The 22433-nt window shown below is 34.5% G+C and carries 18 protein-coding genes; 5 read left to right on the forward strand and 13 right to left on the reverse strand.

The genetic code is table 11. From position 1 onward, the window contains the following. Positions 1–104 precede the first annotated feature (104 nt). Positions 105–1658 (reverse strand): IS21 family transposase, encoded by a 1554-nt coding sequence (gene istA, locus KDN43_RS10825; RefSeq protein ID WP_238866094.1) that lies wholly within the window; start codon positions 1656–1658, stop codon positions 105–107. Positions 1659–1702: 44 nt separating this feature from the next. Here istA and istB point away from each other — a divergent pair, with 44 nt between their 5' ends. Beyond that, on the forward strand, positions 1703–2548 hold the full coding sequence (gene istB, locus KDN43_RS10830; RefSeq protein WP_238866095.1) for an IS21-like element helper ATPase IstB: 846 nt from the start codon (positions 1703–1705) through the stop codon (positions 2546–2548). A gap of 81 nt (positions 2549–2629) precedes the next feature. On the opposite strand, the gene KDN43_RS10835 is transcribed toward istB, so the two are convergent. From KDN43_RS10835 to KDN43_RS10845, 3 genes are read right to left on the reverse strand one after another with little or no spacing between them, the layout of a single operon-like run. Then, the gene (locus tag KDN43_RS10835) at positions 2630–3862 is read right to left on the reverse strand and encodes a glycosyltransferase family 4 protein (protein ID WP_238866096.1); all 1233 of its coding nucleotides are present in this window, start codon (positions 3860–3862) and stop codon (positions 2630–2632) included. 1 nt (position 3863) lies between these two features. After that, positions 3864–5129 carry a hypothetical protein gene (locus tag KDN43_RS10840; protein WP_238866097.1) on the reverse strand — a complete coding sequence of 422 codons (1266 nt, stop codon included), beginning with the start codon at positions 5127–5129 and terminating at the stop codon, positions 3864–3866. Next, complete coding sequence (locus tag KDN43_RS10845) at positions 5122–6162, reverse strand: glycosyltransferase (RefSeq protein WP_238866098.1); 1041 nt, start codon at positions 6160–6162, stop codon at positions 5122–5124. Before KDN43_RS10845 ends, KDN43_RS10840 begins: the two co-directional genes overlap by 8 nt. A gap of 191 nt (positions 6163–6353) precedes the next feature. Here KDN43_RS10845 and KDN43_RS10850 point away from each other — a divergent pair, with 191 nt between their 5' ends. After that, positions 6354–6563 (forward strand): hypothetical protein, encoded by a 210-nt coding sequence (locus KDN43_RS10850; protein WP_238866099.1) that lies wholly within the window; start codon positions 6354–6356, stop codon positions 6561–6563. A 5-nt stretch (positions 6564–6568) separates the two neighbouring features. Further along, on the forward strand, positions 6569–6973 hold the full coding sequence (locus tag KDN43_RS10855) for a hypothetical protein (protein WP_238866101.1): 405 nt from the start codon (positions 6569–6571) through the stop codon (positions 6971–6973). 71 nt (positions 6974–7044) lie between these two features. Here the strand turns inward: KDN43_RS10855 and wecB are convergent, their stop codons facing one another. The 9 genes from wecB to KDN43_RS10900 all read right to left on the reverse strand — a co-directional run bounded on the left by wecB (position 7045) and on the right by KDN43_RS10900 (position 17008). Beyond that, positions 7045–8175: a non-hydrolyzing UDP-N-acetylglucosamine 2-epimerase gene (gene wecB, locus KDN43_RS10860; RefSeq protein ID WP_238866102.1), complete on the reverse strand. Its 1131-nt coding sequence runs from the start codon at positions 8173–8175 to the stop codon at positions 7045–7047. Positions 8176–8180: 5 nt separating this feature from the next. Then, on the reverse strand, positions 8181–9044 hold the full coding sequence (locus KDN43_RS10865) for an SDR family oxidoreductase (protein ID WP_238866104.1): 864 nt from the start codon (positions 9042–9044) through the stop codon (positions 8181–8183). Beyond that, complete coding sequence (locus KDN43_RS10870; RefSeq protein WP_238866106.1) at positions 9041–10063, reverse strand: polysaccharide biosynthesis protein; 1023 nt, start codon at positions 10061–10063, stop codon at positions 9041–9043. Before KDN43_RS10870 ends, KDN43_RS10865 begins: the two co-directional genes overlap by 4 nt. A gap of 10 nt (positions 10064–10073) precedes the next feature. Continuing rightward, complete coding sequence (locus KDN43_RS10875) at positions 10074–11369, reverse strand: glycosyltransferase family 2 protein (protein WP_238866107.1); 1296 nt, start codon at positions 11367–11369, stop codon at positions 10074–10076. A gap of 5 nt (positions 11370–11374) precedes the next feature. Further along, positions 11375–12646 carry an O-antigen polymerase gene (locus KDN43_RS10880; RefSeq protein ID WP_238866109.1) on the reverse strand — a complete coding sequence of 424 codons (1272 nt, stop codon included), beginning with the start codon at positions 12644–12646 and terminating at the stop codon, positions 11375–11377. 250 nt (positions 12647–12896) lie between these two features. Continuing rightward, complete coding sequence (locus KDN43_RS10885) at positions 12897–13721, reverse strand: IS3 family transposase (protein WP_238866111.1); 825 nt, start codon at positions 13719–13721, stop codon at positions 12897–12899. After that, positions 13708–14016: a transposase gene (locus KDN43_RS10890; RefSeq protein ID WP_238866113.1), complete on the reverse strand. Its 309-nt coding sequence runs from the start codon at positions 14014–14016 to the stop codon at positions 13708–13710. Before KDN43_RS10890 ends, KDN43_RS10885 begins: the two co-directional genes overlap by 14 nt. A gap of 68 nt (positions 14017–14084) precedes the next feature. Next, positions 14085–15605 carry an MATE family efflux transporter gene (locus KDN43_RS10895; RefSeq protein WP_238866115.1) on the reverse strand — a complete coding sequence of 507 codons (1521 nt, stop codon included), beginning with the start codon at positions 15603–15605 and terminating at the stop codon, positions 14085–14087. Positions 15606–15694: 89 nt separating this feature from the next. After that, positions 15695–17008: a nucleotide sugar dehydrogenase gene (locus KDN43_RS10900; protein ID WP_238866117.1), complete on the reverse strand. Its 1314-nt coding sequence runs from the start codon at positions 17006–17008 to the stop codon at positions 15695–15697. Between the two features lie 787 nt (positions 17009–17795). Between KDN43_RS10900 and KDN43_RS10905 the strand changes: the two genes are divergently transcribed. Together KDN43_RS10905 and KDN43_RS10910 are read left to right on the forward strand one after the other, a co-directional pair. Next, complete coding sequence (locus KDN43_RS10905) at positions 17796–20816, forward strand: SusC/RagA family TonB-linked outer membrane protein (protein ID WP_238866118.1); 3021 nt, start codon at positions 17796–17798, stop codon at positions 20814–20816. 11 nt (positions 20817–20827) lie between these two features. Further along, positions 20828–22429: a RagB/SusD family nutrient uptake outer membrane protein gene (locus tag KDN43_RS10910; RefSeq protein WP_238866119.1), complete on the forward strand. Its 1602-nt coding sequence runs from the start codon at positions 20828–20830 to the stop codon at positions 22427–22429. Positions 22430–22433 lie beyond the last annotated feature (4 nt).

Raw genomic sequence — 22433 nt, forward strand, 5'->3', positions numbered from 1 at the left:
ATGCTGATAATGTAATGAAGCCATCGCTCCGAGCCTCATTTGTTTTAATCTTTCGACTGTTTGATTGTTGTTCATTATTATAGGTTTATAATTAACTGATTTGCTTAACTGTAGGATGATGCTCCCCTTATATTATGATGCAGCGGTATGTGCGACTGTGCACTATCGGATTCATCATAAAAGATTAATGCTTTATCCATGTTATTCTTCAGGATGTTTTTGATTCGGGTATATGATGGTATCCCGGCATTTAAAGCCATTTTACAGGCTCTGTTTAATCTTCCTGAGCCGTAAGCTTTATGGAGTTGTAAAAGACCGGTTACACGCTTGTATCCAATCTCAGGATAATCTACAGATGCAAGTATATGTTCTACACAGCTGACAACATGCTCACCATGTGCTGCAGCTTTATTCTTAAAGTAATCCGGATTCCAACCCAGGTATGATTGATGCGTACTGCTCAGGTGATCCGAGTTGGTGTTATAGCTGCCTGTAGTGTGATTCCTCTGATGTATGGCTATGCGCTGATGATTGTAGTAAACCTCTATATGTTTCTGTGTATAATGTATTTGTGTTTGTTTGCCTATATAGCGGTATGGTACACTATAATAACTCTTATCGGGTGAAAAATATACATATCCCATTTTCTGAACCTTTGCCCTGCGATACTCTTTTATCTCGTACTGATCGGCGGGTAATGGCTTCAGATAGCCTCGCTCTATTGTCTGAAACAGTTCCAGTCTGCTGGCCTCTTTACGCTTAAAGAGCAGTTTGTTGTATTCTGTAAGCAATCGCCTGATCTCCCTGTTGAGCTCTTCTATCGAGAAGAATGTCATCTCTCGAAGAGGGTAATAGATTCTTTGATAAGTAAGGTGTACAGCATTTTCTACTAATGCTTTATCCTGTGGAGCATACACTCTTGTGGGGTTAATAACACAACCGTAATAACTGGCAAAGTCTTTGAAGCAGCGGTTAATAACTGCTTCATGTTTGCTGGCTCTTGTAACGGCAGACTTTAGATTGTCAGATACGATTGCCTTTGGAACACCACCATAAAAGTGTAATGCGTTTTTACAGCAACTTATAAAATCATTACGGTTCTGTGTGGCACAGGCTTCAACATAAGTATATTGACTACAGGGTAAAATTGATACGAAGACTTCAACCGGTTTGATCTCACCCGTATCTTTATCTGCTATCTCAAGCTTTTTACCGGCAAAGTCAACGAACATCTCATGGCCTGCAATATGCTCAAGCTTCATTGAACCTTTTACTTTACTGTATTTACGGTGGAAGTGCTCCAGGAACTGAGTGTAGCTGTAGGGGTTGCTTACATTATTTACATACTCATTATAATGGTACTGAAAAGTAAAACCGGGATGACTCCGGGCTGCTTTGATACGCTCAATATAGCGCATTAAATCATCATGCCGGGAAGTGTCGATAGTAGTTTTACTGGTGAAGAGTTCGTTTAAACGAGTCTCTTCAAAGTTTAAAAGCTCGCCAATGCTGTAACCACTTGAGTTAAACTGTTGTACATAGCTGTTAACGGTATTACGAGATATACCAAGTGTAGCACCAATCTTGCGGTTACTAAAACCGTCGTTGATTAAGACTAAAATTTGTTTTATATCCATAGGATCAAGTTTATTTGCCATACCGCATCCCTTTTTTAGGGACAAGATAACTTGATCTTTTCAAAGTGGCACAAATCGAACCGAAAAAAGTGGCACGGTTTGAACCGAAAAAGGTGGCACACATAGACCGAAATCACTGGCACAAATCAAACCGTTTTATCCAGCAGATAGAAAACATGAAGCAATATGCCGGCATACTTCGTTTGGGATACCTGAGCAAAAACTTGCAGCCGATGCTTCACCAGGCGAGTATAGATACACCGGGATACGCGGACTTCCTGGAGAACATGCTTATAAAAGAGCTAGAGCAGCGACAGCTGAATGATTACCGGCGCAGGACTAAACTGGCCCGTCTGCCACGTGCACACGAGCTTGACGAGTACGATTACAAGGCCTCGAGCAGCATCGGCATAAGGCAGATGACACAGCTCAGGGAGCTGCTCTGGGTCGATCAGCTATACAACCTGGTGCTGATGGGTCCAAGCGGTACGGGCAAAACATACCTGGCCGGGGGACTGGTCAATGATGCCATCAAGAAAGGTTATAGGGCCTATTTTACCACCATGGCTGACCTGATAGGCGTGCTCAACAGGAAAGAAATCATCTCATCGGCAATGAGCACCTACAAGCGATACACCAAGGCACACCTGATTGCCATAGATGACATCATGATGTTCCCGGTGCAAAAGAGTGAAGCGGTGGCTCTGTTCAATCTGATCAATCACCTGCATGAGCAGTGCTCGATCATCATCACCACTAACAAGTCACCCAGCCAGTGGGCGGAGACACTGGATGATGAAGTGTTAGCCACAGCCATCCTGGATCGACTGCTATATCGTTGCGAGGTGATCAGGTTCGAGGGAAACGGTTACCGTATGGACAACCGGAAAACTTTCCTTGAGAAAGAATAAAAAAACAGTTGAATACAATAAAAAAGAGATAGTTAATGTAATGTTAAACCTGTACATTGGATATTGCCAAAAGTTGTACACTCAACATTGCCATTTTTTGTACATTGTAAATTTGCTAATTACATCGGTATATTTCTCCACCGCCCTCTCAAGTGAATATTTTTCTTTAGCTACAGATAAAGCATTTATTTGTTGCTCATTAATAAGAGAATCATTTAATGTATATTTTACAAAACTCGAAGCGTCTTCTGTAGTAACGATAGACGGTAATACATAACCAATATTATAATCTCTAATGATTTCAGCTTGCCAACCTTCATGATTAATTAATATTGGTTTACCTGCAGCTAAAGTATCAAAAAACTTATTTGCTGAGTTAGCCCACAACTCTTTAATATCAATTACAAATGATGATCCCATAGATACAGTGTTATACCATTTTGGGAGTTCATTTTTTGAAATTGAATCTAAGATAAATACATTTTTACCATAAACACCAGTATTTTTAGCCAATTGAATTACATTCTCCTTCTCAGCTCCAGCACCAATTAATATATAAACAAGTCTATTATCAATTATAAGAGTTTTCTGAGCAAGATCAATTACTCTATCAATTCCATTAACTTTTCCAAATGTACCGGCATAAAGGACCGAAAATCTAGGCTTAAAACCTGTAATATTCTCTAAGTCAATCTTATCTTTAATATTCTGAAAACGATTTATCTCAGATATATTTTCTATAACAACTGACGATTTATCTGTAAATTGTGGATACCTATTTACTATCGACTTTTGCATATCGGTAGAGAGAGGCACAATGGTAGATGCATTTTTATATATTACTCTTTCTAGGAAAAAAAGTAATTTTTGCATCACCTTATTTCTTATAGCACCTATTGCAATTACAGCTTCTGGCCACACATCACGAACCTCAAAGATATAAGGAGTCTTACCAAACCATTTCTTAAATAGAGCAGGAATTCCTATTGTTAAAGGAGTTGAAGTTGCTAATACGAAATCACCTTTAAGTTTTAATAAACGAAAAGTAGAAAAGCATAAGAACTTAAAAAACACAAGAGAACGCTGAAAGTAAGACAAATGGTTTCCATATGGTAGATAAATGTAATTAACTTTTAAACCTTCCCTTTCTATAACCTTCCACCTCTTTTTAGATTTATGATTTATATCTGAAGTTGCTGTAACAACAACCACTTTAATCCCTTTCTTCACAAAAGATGTAGCTAAATCATAAGATCGAGTACCACCTGTTTCATTAGGAAACTTAAAATATTGATGAAGGTAGATTAATCTCATATTAATTTAATTTCATAATAGCTAAAGACCTTTTACCTGTATGCACAGTATCAAAACATACATAACTACCATCTTTAGAAACAATTGGATGTAAATCACATGCTACATGGCCTTTTTTTGTGGTAGATTGAAATTTCTTTGGGGAATAAACAGAGGATATCAATTTCACACTATTGTCATTAATATTTACTTTATATAATTTGGCCATTCGCCACTTATCCGGATAAGTATCAGTCACAAAACTACTATCATTTATAAATGATTGATGCCCATCAGAATTAAGACTAGGATAGGCAACAAATTTACTTTCATTAATATCATCAATCTTTAGTAACACATGTGCATCTTGATCTTTATAATTGCAATATGCTATTATTTCTCGTTTATGATTCCAATCATAATGAGATGTCATATGACCTGTGGTAGGTATGCAAATCAGTTTTCCTGTCTCAAGATTATAAATCATTAATTCTGTAAAACGTTTACCCTTATATTCACCCGTCCATCGGTGTAGAAATGAAATTAATTTTGAATCGTGTGAAAATTCCGAATGCGTTACATAATGATCTGACACATTACTGGCTTCAAAGGAAGCTGTGGAATTTGCAAGTTCATCTAAACTCACAATTAGTTTTCTTTCTTTGGTATGCAAATCAACTATAAAAAGACCTGTATCGTTTGACGACTTTTCATCAATGTATGAATAATCATCTTTATGGCAATATCCATAACCAGGCATATGCTTTTCGAGTCTTTCATAACTAAAGGATGTAGCATATTTACCATCGGGACTTACAGTATCAATTGGAAAAGGAATTATATTTTCATCGCCTGAATGAATATTAACAATCTTAGAAGTCATATTGTCGTTAGAAGTACAGTTATAAATTACTTCATCATTATTGATCCATTGTAACCTACACCCTTTATGAAAATTCCATGCATTTGTTTCGCCTAATTTTACAAAATCTCCTAGAGCATTGCCATCAAAATTAATATACCCCACATCTATGAAGTCATCTTTTCGGGGCATACGTACCTCATTATATCTTAATTTATTTGCTAATATTTTTGTGTTATCTTCAGAGAACGGTTGTATCTCATGAAATCCATAAAAAAAGCCCTCTTTTAAGATAATAGGATTAACCGTATAATTCTTTTTACGTGGCATTAAATCAAAAACACTCTGGTAAATATTTCTAATCAGTTTTTTTATCTTGGGGTTTGACTTAACAAGGTCATACACAAAACGTTCTATTTTATTCATTCCCAACTTTAATTATCGTATTAATGAAATTTTCATACATTATATTGCTATCTAAATGATTAGTAAAATAATTATAGCTATTAGAGAATAGTTCTTGATTATTGTTATTTGACAAATATTGAAATATATCACTTAATTCACTTATATCGTTTACAACAAAAGAATTTTTTTCATTCAAATAGTAGAATTCAGGACCTGCTTGTGGTTCTTTACAAGTTATAATTGGCACACCATATGCTAAACTATTCACGACTCCTAAACCAACATTGTAAGGTGATACATAAGCAACTGCATTTGCGAAATGTTTTTTTATTGAAATATCATCAAATACTCCAGGATAAAATTCTATCAAATGTTTTAAATTTAATTCACTAACAATTTTCTTTAAATCTCCAATATATTCACCATTACCGACAAATCTTAGTTTAAAAAGTTTAGCTTTATCAATTTTCCTCAAGTAATCATTATATTGATATATCAATTCTATTAAGCCTTTGCGTTTTTGAATTCTACCAAAATAAAGTAAATATTCTTTTCCATTATTCGCATCAAACCCATGATTTGAAATGTGAATAGTATTTGTGTAAGCAATTAATTTACTTTCATCAATTTTAATCTTAGCTAAAAATTCATTCTTTTTGGCTTCATTGTACAGTAAAATTTTTCTGGCTTTATTAGCTGTAATCTGTCGCAATAGTTTAACAAAACTACTTTCGTTATTGCCTAGACCTTTTCCCCAAAAAATAAATTTCTTTTTAAAAAAAACTGGTAACCAACAAGTAATTATTCTAAGGTTATATGATGAAATAACCACATCATATTTAAATATATATTCCCATATTCCAATATGTAATCCCAACTTATTGGTTCCTATAAATTTAAGCTTTCGACTTTTATAGTTACCTTGTCCATTATATATCTTACCTGTATGTAATATTAACAATTCAGTTATCTGTTTCTCCAGTGTTAATCTTTCAAATAAAAAATTTCTATAACTTGGTATGCCAGCTTCCAATATAATAAGTACTTTCATTTTAAACTATTTGATTTTTTAATCAATTTTGAGTCCACTCCGAAAAGTCCCTGGCGTTTTTTCATGAAAATTCCTGACCATTCGGAAGTGATGATTAATATTTCAAAACTGCGCTGAAAAACAGCACCTTAATTGTTTGCATATCAGTATATATTTCAGCAACTTGGAGCAAAACTTAAAGCTTGCAAATAATGTTTAAAGAGTCCGGAAAGAACCCACAACTAGACATGTTTTCATCCCCTTCCGGAATGCTACGAGGCTCCTCGTTGAAAGATTACTTGAAAAATGACTCCTGGCATAATATCTTCCGCGAGCACGTCGTGGCGCGTGTAAACGAGGATATTTTCAAGGTTCTTTATTCATCCGATAACGGCACTCCCTACGCCCCGGTGAGCCATTGAAAAAGTTGCGTATTAAGACGGGAGACGGGAAATATTATTACTTCACGCCTGAAAACGTCCGCACGTCCATGCTCAGGAAAAAGCTGGGGGACGTTCCCATCAAGGAGAAATGGAAGCGAAACAATGTTGAGGCTTCCATCTTCCAGCTCGGTTTCAACTGTAATAACGGCAAGACACGCTACCGCGAGATTGCCGCCAACAGGCTATGGGCGCACTCCCGGGCGACGTGGATAAACTTCAGGAGAATACTGAAACACGTGATGCAAACAAGTAAAAGATCGCTTTCGAGTCAAAAGGGACTCGTTTCTTCCATTAATAAATGGATATATTTTAAAAATAATGTAAATTTAGCAATAAGAATTTTTCTAAACGCTCCCCGTCCGAAATATCTCGATTTTTCATGTTTTTGAAAAATGAGGTTTTAGGAGGGGACTCAATTTTTGAATGATCATAGTAAAATCATTTTGTTATTAAGATTTTCTCATAAGAGTTTGCCCCAAACTTTTCTATTAATTATGTCTATATAGCTTTGAATGATTTTCACAACTTTAATAGAAACATTAGTATCTACATAGTCAGTAGCAACTACACTCTCTTCATTATTAGCAGACATCATAACAGCCATATCCACGGCTTGTAATAGTGATTTCTCAGAAATTGAACCAATTATAAAACTTCCTTTATCCAAAACCTCTGGTCTTTCTGTGGAAGTTCTGATAGATACCGACGGAAAATTCAATAGTGCAGACTCCTCGGCTAATGTTCCACTGTCAGAAACAACACACAAAGCATTCTTTTGTAATGATATATAATCCGAAAAACCAAAAGGCTCTAGTGGTCTTATTAGTTCATTGAATTTAAAATTTCGTTGTGTAATATATTTTTTACTCCTGGGATGCATGCTATAAATAACAGGAAGGTTATATTTCACAGCCATTGCATTCACAGCATTCATCAGTTCAGAGAAGTTTGTTTCATTATCAATATTCTCTTCTCTATGTGCAGAAAGTAAGATGTATTTACCCTTTTCTATCTTTAATTCATCTAGAACGTTATTAGATTCAATTTTTTCTTTATTTACAGAAATAACTTCTGCCATTGGAGAACCAGTCACAAAAATCGATTCCTTTTTCACTCCTTCAGAGAAAAGATACCTGCGAGCATGTTCAGTATAAGGTAAATTAATATCAGAGATATGATCAACAATCCGTCTGTTAATTTCTTCAGGCAAATTTTCATCAAAACACCTGTTGCCAGCTTCCATATGAAAAATAGAAATCTTTAGTCTCTTAGCACTTATAGCGGCAAGTGCAGAATTTGTATCACCTAAAATCAGAATCGCATCAGGCTTCTCTTCCTGCATTATCTTATATGATTTGGCTATTACATTACCAATTGTTTCACCCAAATCTTCTCCAACAACTCCTAAGTAATGATCTGGATTTCTTAAACCTAAATCTTTGAAAAAGATTTCGTTTAATTTATAATCATAGTTCTGTCCAGTATGAACTAAAATATGATTGAAGTAAGTATCACATTTTTTTATGACTTCAGATAGTTTAATTATTTCTGGGCGTGTACCCACTAAAGTCATTAATTTTATTTTATCCATTTAAATTAAGCGTTAAAGTAATATGAAGGGTAAATTTCTTTATGATTATCAATCCATTCTTTCATTTCTACAATCATTTGCTCGTAAGATGGCACTATGAAATTGAAATCCGTTCTCTTTTTCCTTAATGATTTATCCAATTTTAATGAATCGTGAGCATTTACTGTAATAGAATCATTCCTGAAGTGTTTATTAAATAACAAAAGTAAATCATATTTGCTTATACTTTCGTTATTTACCAAATTATACAGTCCTGTTAAATCTTGTTCTATAGACTGTTCCATAGCTTTAGCTAAAGTGAGAGTTGTTACTCCTGTCCAAATTGCACCAGTGAATCCATTAACAACTCCTTGTTGCTTCATAAACCAATGAAAAAGGCCTATTCCATTTTCATTCCAATCAGGTCCAATAATTGAATTTCTAAAAGTTAAGTTTTTATTGTCATCAATTTCTCCCAAAGCTTTAGACCTGTCATAAAACATAGCACCATCAGGTAAGCTGTCCTCAAAATAGGGTCCTGTATTACCTGCAAATACGCAATCGGTACTCATCTGTATCAACTTTGTTGAACTATCTTTAGTTATATCCGCAATGAAATGAGGTAAGTGACTATTTAATGAAACAGCAATCGACTTATTATTCTCTGCATCCTGGTTTAATATACCAATACAGTTTATAATTACATCGTAATTACCATCTAAGATAGCTTTCTTAAGAGACTGAGTATCTAATGCATCACCAATGATAGCATTAAACTCATTCACCTCTCTTCGACAGAAACCAGTAGCATCATAACCCTTTTCCTTAAAATAAAGAGTGATTAAATGACCAGCCATACCAGTGGCACCTAAAACTAATACTTTTTTCATCCAGGAATATTTTCTTTTATGACATCCAATTTCAGTAATAGCTTCATCATTTCATCTAACGATAATCTATGAGTATTATGAGAGTGATAATCTTCAAAAGCAGAAATCTTCTCCTCACCCTCAATAAAGTATTTATCGTAATTCAAATCACGAGCATCACAAGGAATTCTGTAATAATTACCCATATCAATAGACTTTGCCATTTCTTCCCTTGTAACTAAAGTCTCGTATAGCTTTTCACCATGCCTTGTACCAATTGTTTTAACTTCATTATTCGCTTTAAGAAGTTCTTTTAAAGCATTAGCTAATACCGATAATGTTGCAGCAGGTGCTTTTTGAACAAACAAATCACCATTAACACCATTTTCGAATGCATACAAAACTAAATCTACTGCATCCTCCAGAGTCATCATGTAACGAGTCATTCCAGGATCGGTAATAGTAATATCCTTACCCTCTTTAATTTGATCAATCCATAAAGGAATAACAGAACCACGGCTTCCCATTACATTGCCATAACGAGTACAACAAATTGTAGTCTTTGCTTCCACTCCAAGCTGTCTGCCTTTGGCAATTGCCACTTTCTCCATCATAGCTTTACTAATACCCATTGCATTAATTGGATAAGCAGCTTTATCTGTGCTGAGCACAACAACATTCTTAACACCATGCTCAACTGCCGAATCCAAAACATTTTCAGTACCTATAACATTAGTACGTACAGCTTGCATAGGAAAAAACTCACACGAAGGAACCTGTTTAAGTGCTGCAGCATGAAATAAATAATCAACCCCATCCATTGCTCCATCAACAGAACGTTTATCGCGAACGTCCCCTATATAAAACTTTACTTTAGGATTTTGTAATGCATGACGCATATCATCTTGTTTTTTTTCGTCACGACTGAATATTCTAATTTCCTTAAAATTAGGAGTATCTAAAAATCTATTTAGTACTGCATTACCAAAAGAACCAGTACCTCCGGTTATTAAAAGGGTTTTATCTTTGTATTTAGACATAGAATTTTATTTAATTATCAATTTGTGGTAGTTGTTCAATATCATATCTTTTTGTTCTTCTTATAATCTTATATGTGTTTTTAATAAGATTGACTAACATCTTAATTGAAAATTTATTGTAGAAATTATAAACAAAGTTAGTAGCAAGTGAAGCGTCATATATATTCTCAATTCCCAATTCTTTACCATCAAACCTAATAGAATTAGTTATTGCAAAACCGTAAACATTTTCAGCTCTTATAACTTTTCTTTTTGTAGACTTCATTAAATTTTCAAACAAATCCACAAGTTCGTGTTGGATTGCAATATTTCTTATAATTTTCAATTCTCTGATTAATACTTCATTCTCATAATTGCTTTTCTCTAAAAATCGAAAAGAAGCACGTATTAAAGCTTCGAAAGAAAAAGGTTTAAACTTTCCTGGCCATCCAGGTAAATCTCTAGCGGTTAACAAATAATCTGCTGTCATCAAAGGTTCTAATGGTGAGTATGGTTGTGAAGCAAGATCTTTATGCATTGTCCTTTGAATATTATCATTAAAGAATTGAAGAGCTTCTATTTTAGAGTTTTTATCTGTTCTGCGATAATTTGCTCCTTGAGACTTAATAGAGTTCCCCCCTATAGACAAGGGCTCATTAGTGTAAGCATAATTCTCTACTTCACCTGCTAATACAATACCTGAAAACCCATCGGGAGTGGGACATGAATAAAAACAATTATCAGGAGTTCTTGATTTTACTTTATTTATAATTTCAATTGAAGCAACACCTTTAATATATATCATAGGACATTCATCAATCTGATACAAAAAGTTCTCTGTCAATTTATTTAAGAAGTGAGTTGAGTCAATAATTTTAACCCCTTTATTCTTCTTCCTTTTTATATAAAAAATATTATTACCATTCTTTTTTATTGGATAACTAAAACGAGCATGAGGCCACGTTAACAATTCTTTTTTAGTAAATGTTAGAATATTATACATTTTCCATATAGAACCAGGGACAAGTCCATCATCACCCCCCAATGAAATTACATATCCTGATTTGACTTGATGAAGAGCAAATTCAAAATTCTCTCGCATTCCAAGATGCTTTTGATGAGCAAATAATTTTATACGAGAATCAATTTTAGCTAGTTCTTTGATAACTCCGACTGAGTTATCTTCACTACAATCGTCTGATACAATTATCTCAAAGTTCGGGTAATCTTGTATCATACATGTTTTCAATGTATGTGCAATAAATTCTTCCCTATTTTTTTGAGGTATTATAACAGTAAATAAAGGATATTCCATTTTTTCAATCATTTTTTTTAATTGTAATTCTTAATCTGCCTGGAGTATATATAGTCAAATTTGAATAATATATATACAAGTAAAAAAGCAATTAGTTTCAAATTTCCACCTGTGTCTGAGAATGAAAATAATTTAATTCCACCTTGTATACTTACACACATAACAAAATATAGAAGGATTAATTGATGAAATTGTAGAGTCTTATTTCTTATTCTTGTTTTGTGATTAGTATTTATTGAAAAAACAATGAAAATTATAGCCGCAACCCAAGGACCGAAATCAAGCACAAAATCGCCAACAAATCCTATAAAAACCTCATCATTGATTTTTAAATTTGGATATTTATATCTTCTTTCCCAAAAATTAAAAGGAACATCTTCATATCCTAATATTCTTTTAAATAAGGGAAATGTTCTATCTCCATATCTTAATCCTCCATTATCAAAAGCATAGTTATTGAAATTTAAATTTTGCATTCCTGTATATAAAAAGACAGAACCTTTTGCTCCTCCTTCTCTATGCTCGAAACGACTTATTGTAATTGCTGCGATTGGTATCGTGAAAATTACAACTACTACAAGACTGATAGTTTTGATTCTCTTTTTAATTGTATAAGGAATGAAATCTTTTAAAGTAAAATATGCTATTATTACTGTGAGCAATCTGTCAACAGCAGGTCCTCTTTGAGACTGTGCGATTGGAGCGAATATACTAGCAATTATAGAAAATGAAAGTCCAATCAATATATATTTATTCTTGTTCTTTAATGTTAAATAATAAAAAAATAAAAGAATACCAATATCTGAGAATATATTTGAAATAATTGCGAAAACATTCGTAATTATTCCATCACCAACGTCATAACTATTGTCCATTGTATCTCTATATATATCTGCACCTGCCGAAGGATTAGAAATAATATTTAAAATCCCTTCATATATACCATTGATTTTAAAAATAAAAAACAATATTGATGAAGTCATATATAATATTGCAATTGAATAAAACAGTTTTTTGTTTGGTTTTTCAATAATTATATTTCTACTGTTGTAATTTTTTAATACTGGGTAAATAAAAAGCACTATCATCAAATATAAATAAATGAAAGGAAATATTTTCAATTCATTATATATTTGAGTGGAATTAAAAGCAATTAATGAAGAAATAGAGTATATAAAAAAAGACGCCAATATGACAAAACCCGAATCAATATTCCTTTTAATCTTGAAATATAACAATAAAGTTATAAACCATATTATTATGTTAATTACTAAATAAGTATTACTCATATATAAAATTTTAATACTCCCTATTCTCTGTACCGTCTAAGCAGGGTTTTTAACTAAAATAATTCTCTCATTTTTTTATACTTTCTGTTTTTTTTCATTTGTAAACCAACCTTTCTTGAAACAAATGAGTAAGTCAAGCTTTTTTGGAAAAATCTCCACTCTTGAAAGAGTAGTATTTTTTCAAAAACCCGTCAGGGATTTAGCTTGATGTCTCATTTGGTACATGTACCTTTGTTTACAAATAAAAAAATCATGCGCTTAACAGGAACATACTTTCCGGCGTTCGTCTTCCGACTCCCTGGTGGGTTTTCTCCTTGTTGTAATGATTCATAAACCCCCTGATCCCTTTCCAAAGAGTGGTACCGTTTTCCGCCGGGAACGGATAAACATGATCTTGTTTCAATGTCCTCCAAAACCGTTCGATATAGATGTTGTCCGTTGCTCTGCCACGGCCATCCATGCTGATGCTGATTCCAAGTTCATTAAGCTTGTTTACCCATGCTGGGCTGGTAAACTGACTTCCCTGATCTGAGTTGATGATCTCAGGCACACCATGCTCTTGCATTGCTGCCTCAAGTACTTCAAGCACGTTTTCTCCATGCAGGCTGTTATGAAGGCCCCAGCCAACAATAAAACGACTGTACACGTCTATGATTGACGTTAAATACATGAAGCCCTTGTCCATGGGTATATACGTTATGTCAATCTCCCAGACCTGGTTTGGGTGGTCAATATTGAGATTACGAAGCAGATATGGATAAATATACCAGGCCAGTCCCAACTTACTCAAATTCCGCTTTGGATATTGAGCTATTATTCGGGCCTTACGCATGAGTCGACTCACTCGCTTGTGATTCACTATAAAACCCAGTGCAAACAGGTAGTCTTGCATTTGCAGAACTCCGTAAGTAGGATGATCATGATGGTACTTATCCATTTTCTTCATAATCTCAAGATTCTCATCACTTTCTCCTTTTGGCAAATAGTAAATACCGGATTTGCTGATTTCCAGCAGATCACATTGGCTCTGTAGGCTTAAACGATCATCTCTCGAAACTAGGTCACGTCGTTCCATTATTCCAAGCCCAACTGCTTCGATTTTTTTGTAACCAGTCTCGCTGCATCTTCAGTTCTCCTATTTTCGCATATAGCTCCTGTCGCTCTTTCTCAAAGTCAGCTTCACTCTTGGGGCCATGCTTCGAGAATAACTCTTCTGAACGTTTCAAAAACACATTTTTCCATGTGGATATCACAGTGGGGTTAATACCATAACGGGCACTTAATTCAGATAGGGTCTCCCGTTCTTTGATGGCTGCTAATGCAGCCTCTCCCTTGAAGGCCGCTGAATGTTTTCTTCTTGACTTGTTCATAACACAAATATAAGCTTTTTTATTTGCTTAGATAGTGGTACAAATTACGGGGTATATTATAAATTTTATTATTTACTCTTAATTATAAATCCTCTTAAAAAAAATTTTTCACTTTTAGTTAAGCCAAATATTATTGCAAAAATAGCAGTACTAATAAAAGATGTTGATAGAACTAAAAGTAAACGAAATAAAATATTAAAAAAGTAGCTATGTATAATAAAAACAATAGTTGAAGTTAAAACAGTAACTAGAATAGCTGGTAAAATAAAAGAGTAGATGTATTCATTATAACTAAATGGTTTGTAGTATTTTTTTAAACAAATCAATCTAGTTATATGAGATAAAATTGCTGCTATAATCATAGTAATAAAAGTAGTATGTGCAGGATAGCCAATTTTAAACAAAACATAAGTAGCTGGAACACATAAAAACGTGAATATTTCAACTTTTGTGTGATATTCTTTTACATGACCTGTGGCTTGGATTATTATTGAAATTGGATTGTTCAATGACATAATAAACATGTATATTATAATTAACCTTGAGAATAAAACTGTTTGAAAGTCATCAATATTAAGCCACAATTTTAAAATAATTTCCATCTCAAACATCAGTGGAACACATATCATCAATAATAAATAATATATGAATTTATTGCTTAAATTAAATATTTTATTCAAAAAAATATAATCTCCCTCTGAGTACGATTTAACCATAGGTGGTCTTAGAGGTAACAAAACATTTGATGTAAAAGAATTTAATGCAGAATTAATTTGTAAAGCAATCGCTCTGGAAGTGTTTACCAATGGACCAAAGAATAGATTCACAAGAATTGTATTAACCTGATTCATACCAACACTAGCGACTGAACCATATAAAGACCATCCTGAAAATGAAAGTAACTCTTTATATAGTTTTATTTCACGATATAAAACATAATGGCAATAAAGATACTTATGTCGTGTAAAAAAAAAATAAGCTAATAATACCAATAAAGGAATAATAAAGAGAGAACCACTATATACAATTAATTTATCAAATGGGATAATGAATAATAAAGTTGCAGATGTTAATTTCAGAATCCATTCGCATATATTAATTATTGCATATATTTGAACGTCCTCATGTGAAATTATTGCTGATAAAAATGGCACTTGTAGTATTGAAAATATAAATGAAAATATTGAAAATTGATAAACATAATTAACGGCAATCATTCTTGTCTCAGGTATAACTAATTGATTATTTACAAACCACAATCCAATTGTTTCACCAACTATTAATACTAAAATTGAAAATATAATATAGATATTGATACTAGCTGAAAATATGTTTTTAAAACGCTCGTTATTATCTTCACCTAATGCCATTGAATAAAACCTCTGTGTACTTGTTGCAAGCACATTACTTAAAAAGCTAAGTGATGTAATAACCCCAGCGACTACATTAAATATACCATAATCCTCAACACCAAGAGCATCTAATACAACCCTTACAATGTACAAGTTGATAATCATTACGACTATCATTCTTATAGTTATAAAGGTTGTATTTTTAGCAATACGCTTAGTTTTAGAAATATTACTCATTCATGAAGGATTATTCATTAAAAAAAATCACCATTATGCCCATGGTATTGCCTAAGTTAAATAAAAAAACATTAAAAATAGTTTTAATCCTACAATTTATAAACATTCTCCCCACCCTCTTTTATCATATTCCTCAAATCAACAATCAGCTTGGCGTGTTGTTGAATAAACTCAACATCAAATGTGGAGTGGTTTGTAGTGAGTACAACAACATCGGCAGAGTTTAGAGTTTCTGCTGTAAGTTCAACAGAGTTGAAGTTATGCCCATGTGGGGTTTTTACCTTATCTATATGTGGATCGTGATACTGTACTTCCCCACCTTTGTGTTTCACAGTATCCATAATCTCAAGTGCGGGCGATTCTCTCTCGTCGTTAATATTTGGTTTATAGGCTACTCCCAAAAAAAGTACTTTACTTCCGTTTACAGCCTTTTTATGACGATTAAGTGCTGTTGATATCTTTATATACATATAATGGGGCATACGCATATTGATATGTCCTGCCGCATGAATCATAGACAAATCGAAGTCGTACTTCTTAGCAATATGCTCCAAATAAAAGGGATCTAATGGAATACAGTGCCCTCCAATACCGGGACCGGGATAGAAAGCCTGAAATCCAAATGGCTTTGTTTTGGCTGCATCTATCACTTCCCAGATATTGATATCCATCTTACCCGAAAGTAAGGCGAGCTCATTGATAAGGCTGATGTTCACTAAACGATAGGTGTTCTCCAGGATCTTTACCATCTCGGCAATACGTGGCGAACTCACCGGGTGAAGTGTATCAATTGCTTTTGAATATATCTTCATCCCAATTTCAAGTCCATCCTCAGAAATCGCACCAATAATCTTGGGTGTATTTTTTGTGTGAAAGTTTACATTACCCGGGTCCACTCTCTCGGGTGAATAGGCAAGCCAAAAATCTATACACTCTTTCAATCCGGACTCCTTCTCGATAATTGGAAGCATCAAATCTTCAGTTGTAGTTGGGTATGTGGTACTCTCTAAACTGATAAAAGTGCCAGGTTTCATATTCTTGCCAATATCATTACAAGCACTTTCGATATAGCTCATATCGGGCTTACGAAACTTATCAAGTGGAGTAGGCACACATATTAATACAGCATCGCACTCCTTTATTCTTGTGAAATCTGTAGTTGCAGTTAAAGTTAAAGTGTCTATAACAACCTCTCTAAGTACAGCATCTCTAATATCGCCAATGTAATTCTCGCCATGGTTAATCATATCAACCTTCTGTGAATTCTTATCGAATCCAATAACATGTACTCCTGCTTCGGCAAAGCCTACGGCTAGAGGCAGACCTACGTAACCAAGGCCTATAACTCCTATTACTTCATTGCCTTGGTTAATTTTATTAATAATCTCTTGTTTATAATTCATCTATTGCAGTATAATTTTATTTGACAAATTCAATAATCCGTTCGTATGCCTGCCCAACCTCACAATGAATGCTGGTTTCTTATAGTGTTTTTAATATAAAACCTATCGCGCCGGAGGTTACATGTTAACGTCCGGGCACACTTCGTGACTACCTGTCACATTGCATGAGAGGCAGCCACAATCTCCAAGCATACTAATTTGCAAAATTACAATAAAAAAACTATATCTCTAACCTTACTGGTTGTGAAAAAGAAAAAAGGACAAGTACTTACTTTTTGCAACTTTGAAAAACCAGGCCTGACTGCTGTGAAAGCGTGTTCTTTGTTTTCTCATATCACACAAAAATAAGCTTTTTATGCTTAACCTTGTGTTCCTGTAAAGTTAGCAATTCCAAACGGGTAGTATTAAACCGTTTTTTATTAAAGCGCCAACATAACCTTAAACAATACTTCGGTAATTTTTTTAAAACAGTTCTTATAGTCCACTGAATATCAATAAATTATGACGCTCTCCGAAGATCTAACATAAATTATTGACTGTCAGTATTATAAATGAAGTTTTAACGAAGCATTACTTAAAGTCAGACTATCTTATATAAACCTAACTATTGTTTATTTTTATTTTGTTAAATCTATAAATTATAACAAATAATTCAAAATATTTTGGTTGTGTTATTTTCTTTCATACATTTGCATGTTCATACATGACGTGTATATGATTAAACATGCGACGAGCATTTTCTAAGATAAAACATTAATATTTAAATAATTATTCAAAATGTAAAATTATGGTACAATGTAACCGATTAAATTCTAAACTAACCTGTCGGCACTATTTAGCTGTCGTTTTTGCTCTTGTTTTTTTTACATTTGGTGGTACCCAATTGTATGCACAAGCTCAGCAGATTCAAGTGAAAGGGAATGTAGTATCAGATGGTGAGCCTGTAATTGGTGCTACTGTTATGGTGAAGGATCTTTTAACTGGTACTGCTACTGATAAAGACGGTAACTTTTCGTTAGAAGCTCCTTCAAATGCTACACTTGTTATTTCATATATCGGGTATGAAACAGTGGAAGAAGCCATTGATGGAAGAAGTTTTATAAGGGTTGAACTTAATGCAGATTCCTTTACACTTGATGATATAGTTGTAGTGGGGTATGGCGTTCAAAGAAAAGTGAACCTGACTGGTGCTGTATCATCAGTTTCTAAAAGAGAATTAGAAGGTAAATTAGTCTCCAATGCTCTGGAAGCATTGCAGGGTACTACACCCGGACTGATAATTCAGCAGGGATCATCAAATCCGGGAAGTTCTCCTTCTATTAATATTCGTGGGTTAAATACAATGAATAATAATGACCCACTAATAATTATTGATGGAATAGAGGGGTCCATGGCTAATCTTAATCCCTCTGATATCGAAAATATATCGATTTTGAAAGATGCGTCTTCTACTGCAATTTATGGATCGCGTGCTTCTAATGGTGTTGTACTTATAACAACAAAAAAAGGTGAAAGAGGCCGAGCCGAATTTAATTATGAATATATGCTTGGATTTCAGAACCCAACTTCTTTACCAAAAATTGCTGATTCGTGGATCTATGCGGAACTTTATAATGAAGCTGCAGTAAATTCGGGCAGGACAACTAAATTTACTGCCGATGATATTGCCGGTTTCAGAAACGGGGGTACTAACGTAAATTGGGTAAGAGAGTTATACAAGACAGACAGTCCTCAAAGTTCACACAATTTATCAATGACCGGTGGCAATGAGCTGTTATCCTATTTTGCCTCATTGGGATACTTAGACCAGAACAGTATGTTCAAAGGTCCCGATTATGGTTATAACCGATACAATGCACGTTTAAATGTGAGTCATAAGGCTACTAAAGATTTAACGCTCTATTTGACATCTCAGTTTGCCAGAAATGATATTAAGGAGCATGCATATTGGACTGAATGGATTATTGAACAGGCAAACCGTATGCCTCCTATTTACCCGATAATGAAGGAGGATGGGAGTTATAATTATCCAAGCGGCAGTAATTCCAATGGTTTACAGCGACTTATGGATGGTGGATATCGCAGTAATGCTAATGATGAATTATTGGGAACTTTACGTGCCGAATGGGATATTTTTACTGGTTTTAAACTTACCGGTAGTGTTGGAGGACGTATCTGGAATAATAATATGCGTGAGAAGAGAATTGCATTTGAGGGTACAGGTGATGCAGAAAATAAATTAACTGCACAGTTTTACCGTTCAAAAAACATTACTACAAACCTGATGGCATCATATAATACTCAAATTGGAAAACATGCCTTAGAAGGATTAGCCGGTTTTGCTTATGAAGGATTTAATGATTTTCAGTTTGCTACCAGCAGAATTACAGAAGATTCTAAGTTTGATGTTTTTGTTGGTGAACAATCGGGTGATAATATAAGAAACTCAGGCTCTGCCGGAGATTGGTCGATATACTCAGGATTTGCAAGAGCAACCTATAACTATGATCAAAAATATTTATTGGAATTTAATATAAGAAACGACTACTCCTCTTATTTTGCCAAAGGTAACCGATCGGGACTATTCCCTTCATTTTCTGCTGGATGGCGTATTTCTGAAGAGGATTTCTGGAACGATGTAACTGCTTATGTGCCGTCATTAAAATTAAGAGGTTCGTGGGGGTTGGTAGGTAACAACAGGATTGGAGCTTATCAGTATATGAGAACTGTCTCTACAACAAGCAGCATTAGTTTTGGAGATAATCTGGTTGAGACTGCCTATTTTTCATCTGCTAACCCTGATATTAAGTGGGAAACTACCAGAATGGCTAATATAGGTGTTGATCTTGGTCTGCTTAACAACAATTTAAACATCACATTTGACCTGTTTAATAATCGTACTAAAAATATTCTGGTAAATCTGCCTGTTCCCGGGTTGTTCGGTTTTGGTGCACCGATACAAAATGCGAGCGTGGTTGAAACAAAAGGTTGGGAGATGTCGCTGAACTACAGGTTGATGACAGGTAATGTCGTTCACAATATTTCAGGAAATATTTCAGATAGCTTTAATGAAGTAATAGATAACAGAGGTACTGAAATTATTGGAGGATATGATGTTCAAACAATAATCAAAGAGGGATATCCTCTATTCTCATATTATGCTTATCGCTCTGATGGATTCTTCAAAAATGAAGAAGAGGTGGCAAAAGGGCCTCATTTGGAAGGAATCACTCCTAAACCGGGAGATATCAGATACCTTGATAAAAATGGTGATGGAATAATCAATCCGGATAACGATAGATTTATTGTTGGGAATGATTTTCCAAGATATACATTTGGATTTTCATACGGACTTGAATTCAAAAACTTCTACTTCTCTATGTTATGGCAAGGGGTTGGAAAAAGAAGCAAATGGATGAGAGGTGAGTCTGTAGAAGCATTTCACAATAATAATGAAGGTCCCTTACATGATTTTCATATTGATCGCTGGACACCCACAAATCTTGATGCAACTTATCCCAGACTTACAATGGGAAGTGAATCTGCCAATAATGCTGCCAAATCAGATTTCTGGATTCAGGATGCAAGCTACTTACGTTTGAAGAATGCACAGATTGGATATGTTGTTCCACAAAAGTTGGTGAATAATATCGGGATTCAAAATATAAGATTATTTGTAAGTGCACAAAATCCATTAACATTTACCAAAATGAAAGGAGGATGGGACCCCGAGTATACTGCAGACGGTAGCGGACGTGCTTATCCTGTCTCTTCAACATACTCTTTTGGTTTAAATATTAATTTTTAAAAAGAATCAATATGAAAACAATTATAAGATCTTTATTTATATTTTCTGTATTAATGTCTGGTGCTGTTTCGTGCATCGAATTAGACACAGTTCCATATGATAGGGAATCAGATTTAACTTTCTGGGATGAGGATGAAGATGCGGCACTTAAAGCTCTTAATACATGTTACACATATTTAGCCGGCATTGAGGAGCTTCTTTATAGTGAAGCTATGACCGACAATGCTTATACAAAGCAACCAAACGATGCAACTCAGAATATTGGTAATGGCTCATATTCTACAGCAGATCCGTACGTAAAGTCGGTATGGGATAGCCGGTATACAGGTATACGTATGTGTAACCAGTTATTAGAGAATATTGATCGTGTGCCAAATTTAGAACCTGCATTAAAAAACCGCTATATTGGTGAGGTTAAAACAATTCGCGCATACCATTACTATGAGTTATATACTAAGTTTGGTGATATTCCTTATGCAACATCTGTACTTTCAATTGAAGAGAGTATGACCATTGAAAGGAGTGATAAGGCAACTGTTGTTAATAACATACTTAATGACCTTGATGAGGTTATTTCAGGAAAATATCTTCCAGAGTCTTATGACGCAAACAATAAAGGTCGCATAACTCATTGGGCAGCTATGGCATTAAAGGCAAAAATCCATCTTTTTGAAGGTAATTGGACAGAGGTAAGAAATATAACTTCTGTAATAATTAATGAAGGTGGTTTTACACTATTTGGAAGTTATTCGGGACTGTTTGAAATTGCCAATGAGTATAATCAGGAAGTGATTATGGATGCACAATACAGACCATCTAGTCGCGAACACCATATTATGTATGAGTTTTTACCCCCATCCATGGGAGGATATTCTCAGTTATCACCATTGCAGTCGTTAGTTGATAGTTATATCATGCTTGATGGAAAAGCTATTGATGAATCTGATTTATATGATGAAAATAATCCTTATGAGAACAGAGATCCCCGCATGCAGGCAACTATTATGTATACAGGTAATTCATATGTATTGGCAGATGGATCGGAGGTTGTTATTAATGCAGATCCGGGACAAGGAAGAGATGGGTATGGTGTTTCATCGGATGTAACTGCTACAGGGTATTATATCAAAAAATATTGGGATAACACTTATAGGGCATCACTTTATTCCGGACTAAACCCAATTATTATCCGCTATGCAGATATATTGCTGATGCATGCGGAGGCAGTTGCTGAACTGGGTAATTTTAACGGTTCAACGTGGAATATGACTATAAAACCGATACGTCAGAGAGCAGGTTTTACAAATTCATCAGCTGTAGAATATCCATTAGCTGTTTCACAAGAGGAGTTGATTGAGATAATCAGAAATGAACGCCGTTCAGAGTTAGCACTTGAAGGTCACAGACATAAAGATATTTTCAGATGGAGAATTGCAGATGAGGTTTTAAATGGATGGAGCCATGGCTTTAAGACAGGTGAGTCTGTGGGCACGGATAATGGTTATGTTCGTATTGAAAACAGGAAATTTGATGCAAACAAGCATTACTTATGGCCTATACCTCAGGCTGAGCGAGATCTAAACCGAAATTTGAGCCAAAACCCTAATTGGTAAAATT

It is taken from the genome of Proteiniphilum propionicum (assembly GCF_022267555.1).
In the GTDB taxonomy this organism is placed as follows: domain Bacteria; phylum Bacteroidota; class Bacteroidia; order Bacteroidales; family Dysgonomonadaceae; genus Proteiniphilum; species Proteiniphilum propionicum.

Bases quoted from the DNA above. Each gene is read 5' to 3' on its own strand.
- KDN43_RS10840 (WP_238866097.1), bottom strand. From the start codon at position 5,129: ATGAATAAAATAGAACGTTTTGTGTATGACCTTGTTAAGTCAAACCCC.
- KDN43_RS10895 (WP_238866115.1), bottom strand. From the start codon at position 15,605: ATGAGTAATATTTCTAAAACTAAGCGTATTGCTAAAAATACAACCTTT.
- KDN43_RS10890 (WP_238866113.1), bottom strand. From the start codon at position 14,016: ATGAACAAGTCAAGAAGAAAACATTCAGCGGCCTTCAAGGGAGAGGCT.
- KDN43_RS10900 (WP_238866117.1), bottom strand. From the start codon at position 17,008: ATGAATTATAAACAAGAGATTATTAATAAAATTAACCAAGGCAATGAA.
- KDN43_RS10880 (WP_238866109.1), bottom strand. From the start codon at position 12,646: ATGAGTAATACTTATTTAGTAATTAACATAATAATATGGTTTATAACT.
- istA (WP_238866094.1), bottom strand. From the start codon at position 1,658: ATGGCAAATAAACTTGATCCTATGGATATAAAACAAATTTTAGTCTTA.
- KDN43_RS10870 (WP_238866106.1), bottom strand. From the start codon at position 10,063: ATGTCTAAATACAAAGATAAAACCCTTTTAATAACCGGAGGTACTGGT.
- KDN43_RS10835 (WP_238866096.1), bottom strand. From the start codon at position 3,862: ATGAGATTAATCTACCTTCATCAATATTTTAAGTTTCCTAATGAAACA.
- KDN43_RS10865 (WP_238866104.1), bottom strand. From the start codon at position 9,044: ATGAAAAAAGTATTAGTTTTAGGTGCCACTGGTATGGCTGGTCATTTA.
- wecB (WP_238866102.1), bottom strand. From the start codon at position 8,175: ATGGATAAAATAAAATTAATGACTTTAGTGGGTACACGCCCAGAAATA.
- KDN43_RS10850 (WP_238866099.1), top strand. From the start codon at position 6,354: ATGTTTAAAGAGTCCGGAAAGAACCCACAACTAGACATGTTTTCATCC.
- KDN43_RS10885 (WP_238866111.1), bottom strand. From the start codon at position 13,721: ATGGAACGACGTGACCTAGTTTCGAGAGATGATCGTTTAAGCCTACAG.
- KDN43_RS10875 (WP_238866107.1), bottom strand. From the start codon at position 11,369: ATGATTGAAAAAATGGAATATCCTTTATTTACTGTTATAATACCTCAA.
- KDN43_RS10910 (WP_238866119.1), top strand. From the start codon at position 20,828: ATGAAAACAATTATAAGATCTTTATTTATATTTTCTGTATTAATGTCT.
- KDN43_RS10845 (WP_238866098.1), bottom strand. From the start codon at position 6,162: ATGAAAGTACTTATTATATTGGAAGCTGGCATACCAAGTTATAGAAAT.
- KDN43_RS10905 (WP_238866118.1), top strand. From the start codon at position 17,796: ATGGTACAATGTAACCGATTAAATTCTAAACTAACCTGTCGGCACTAT.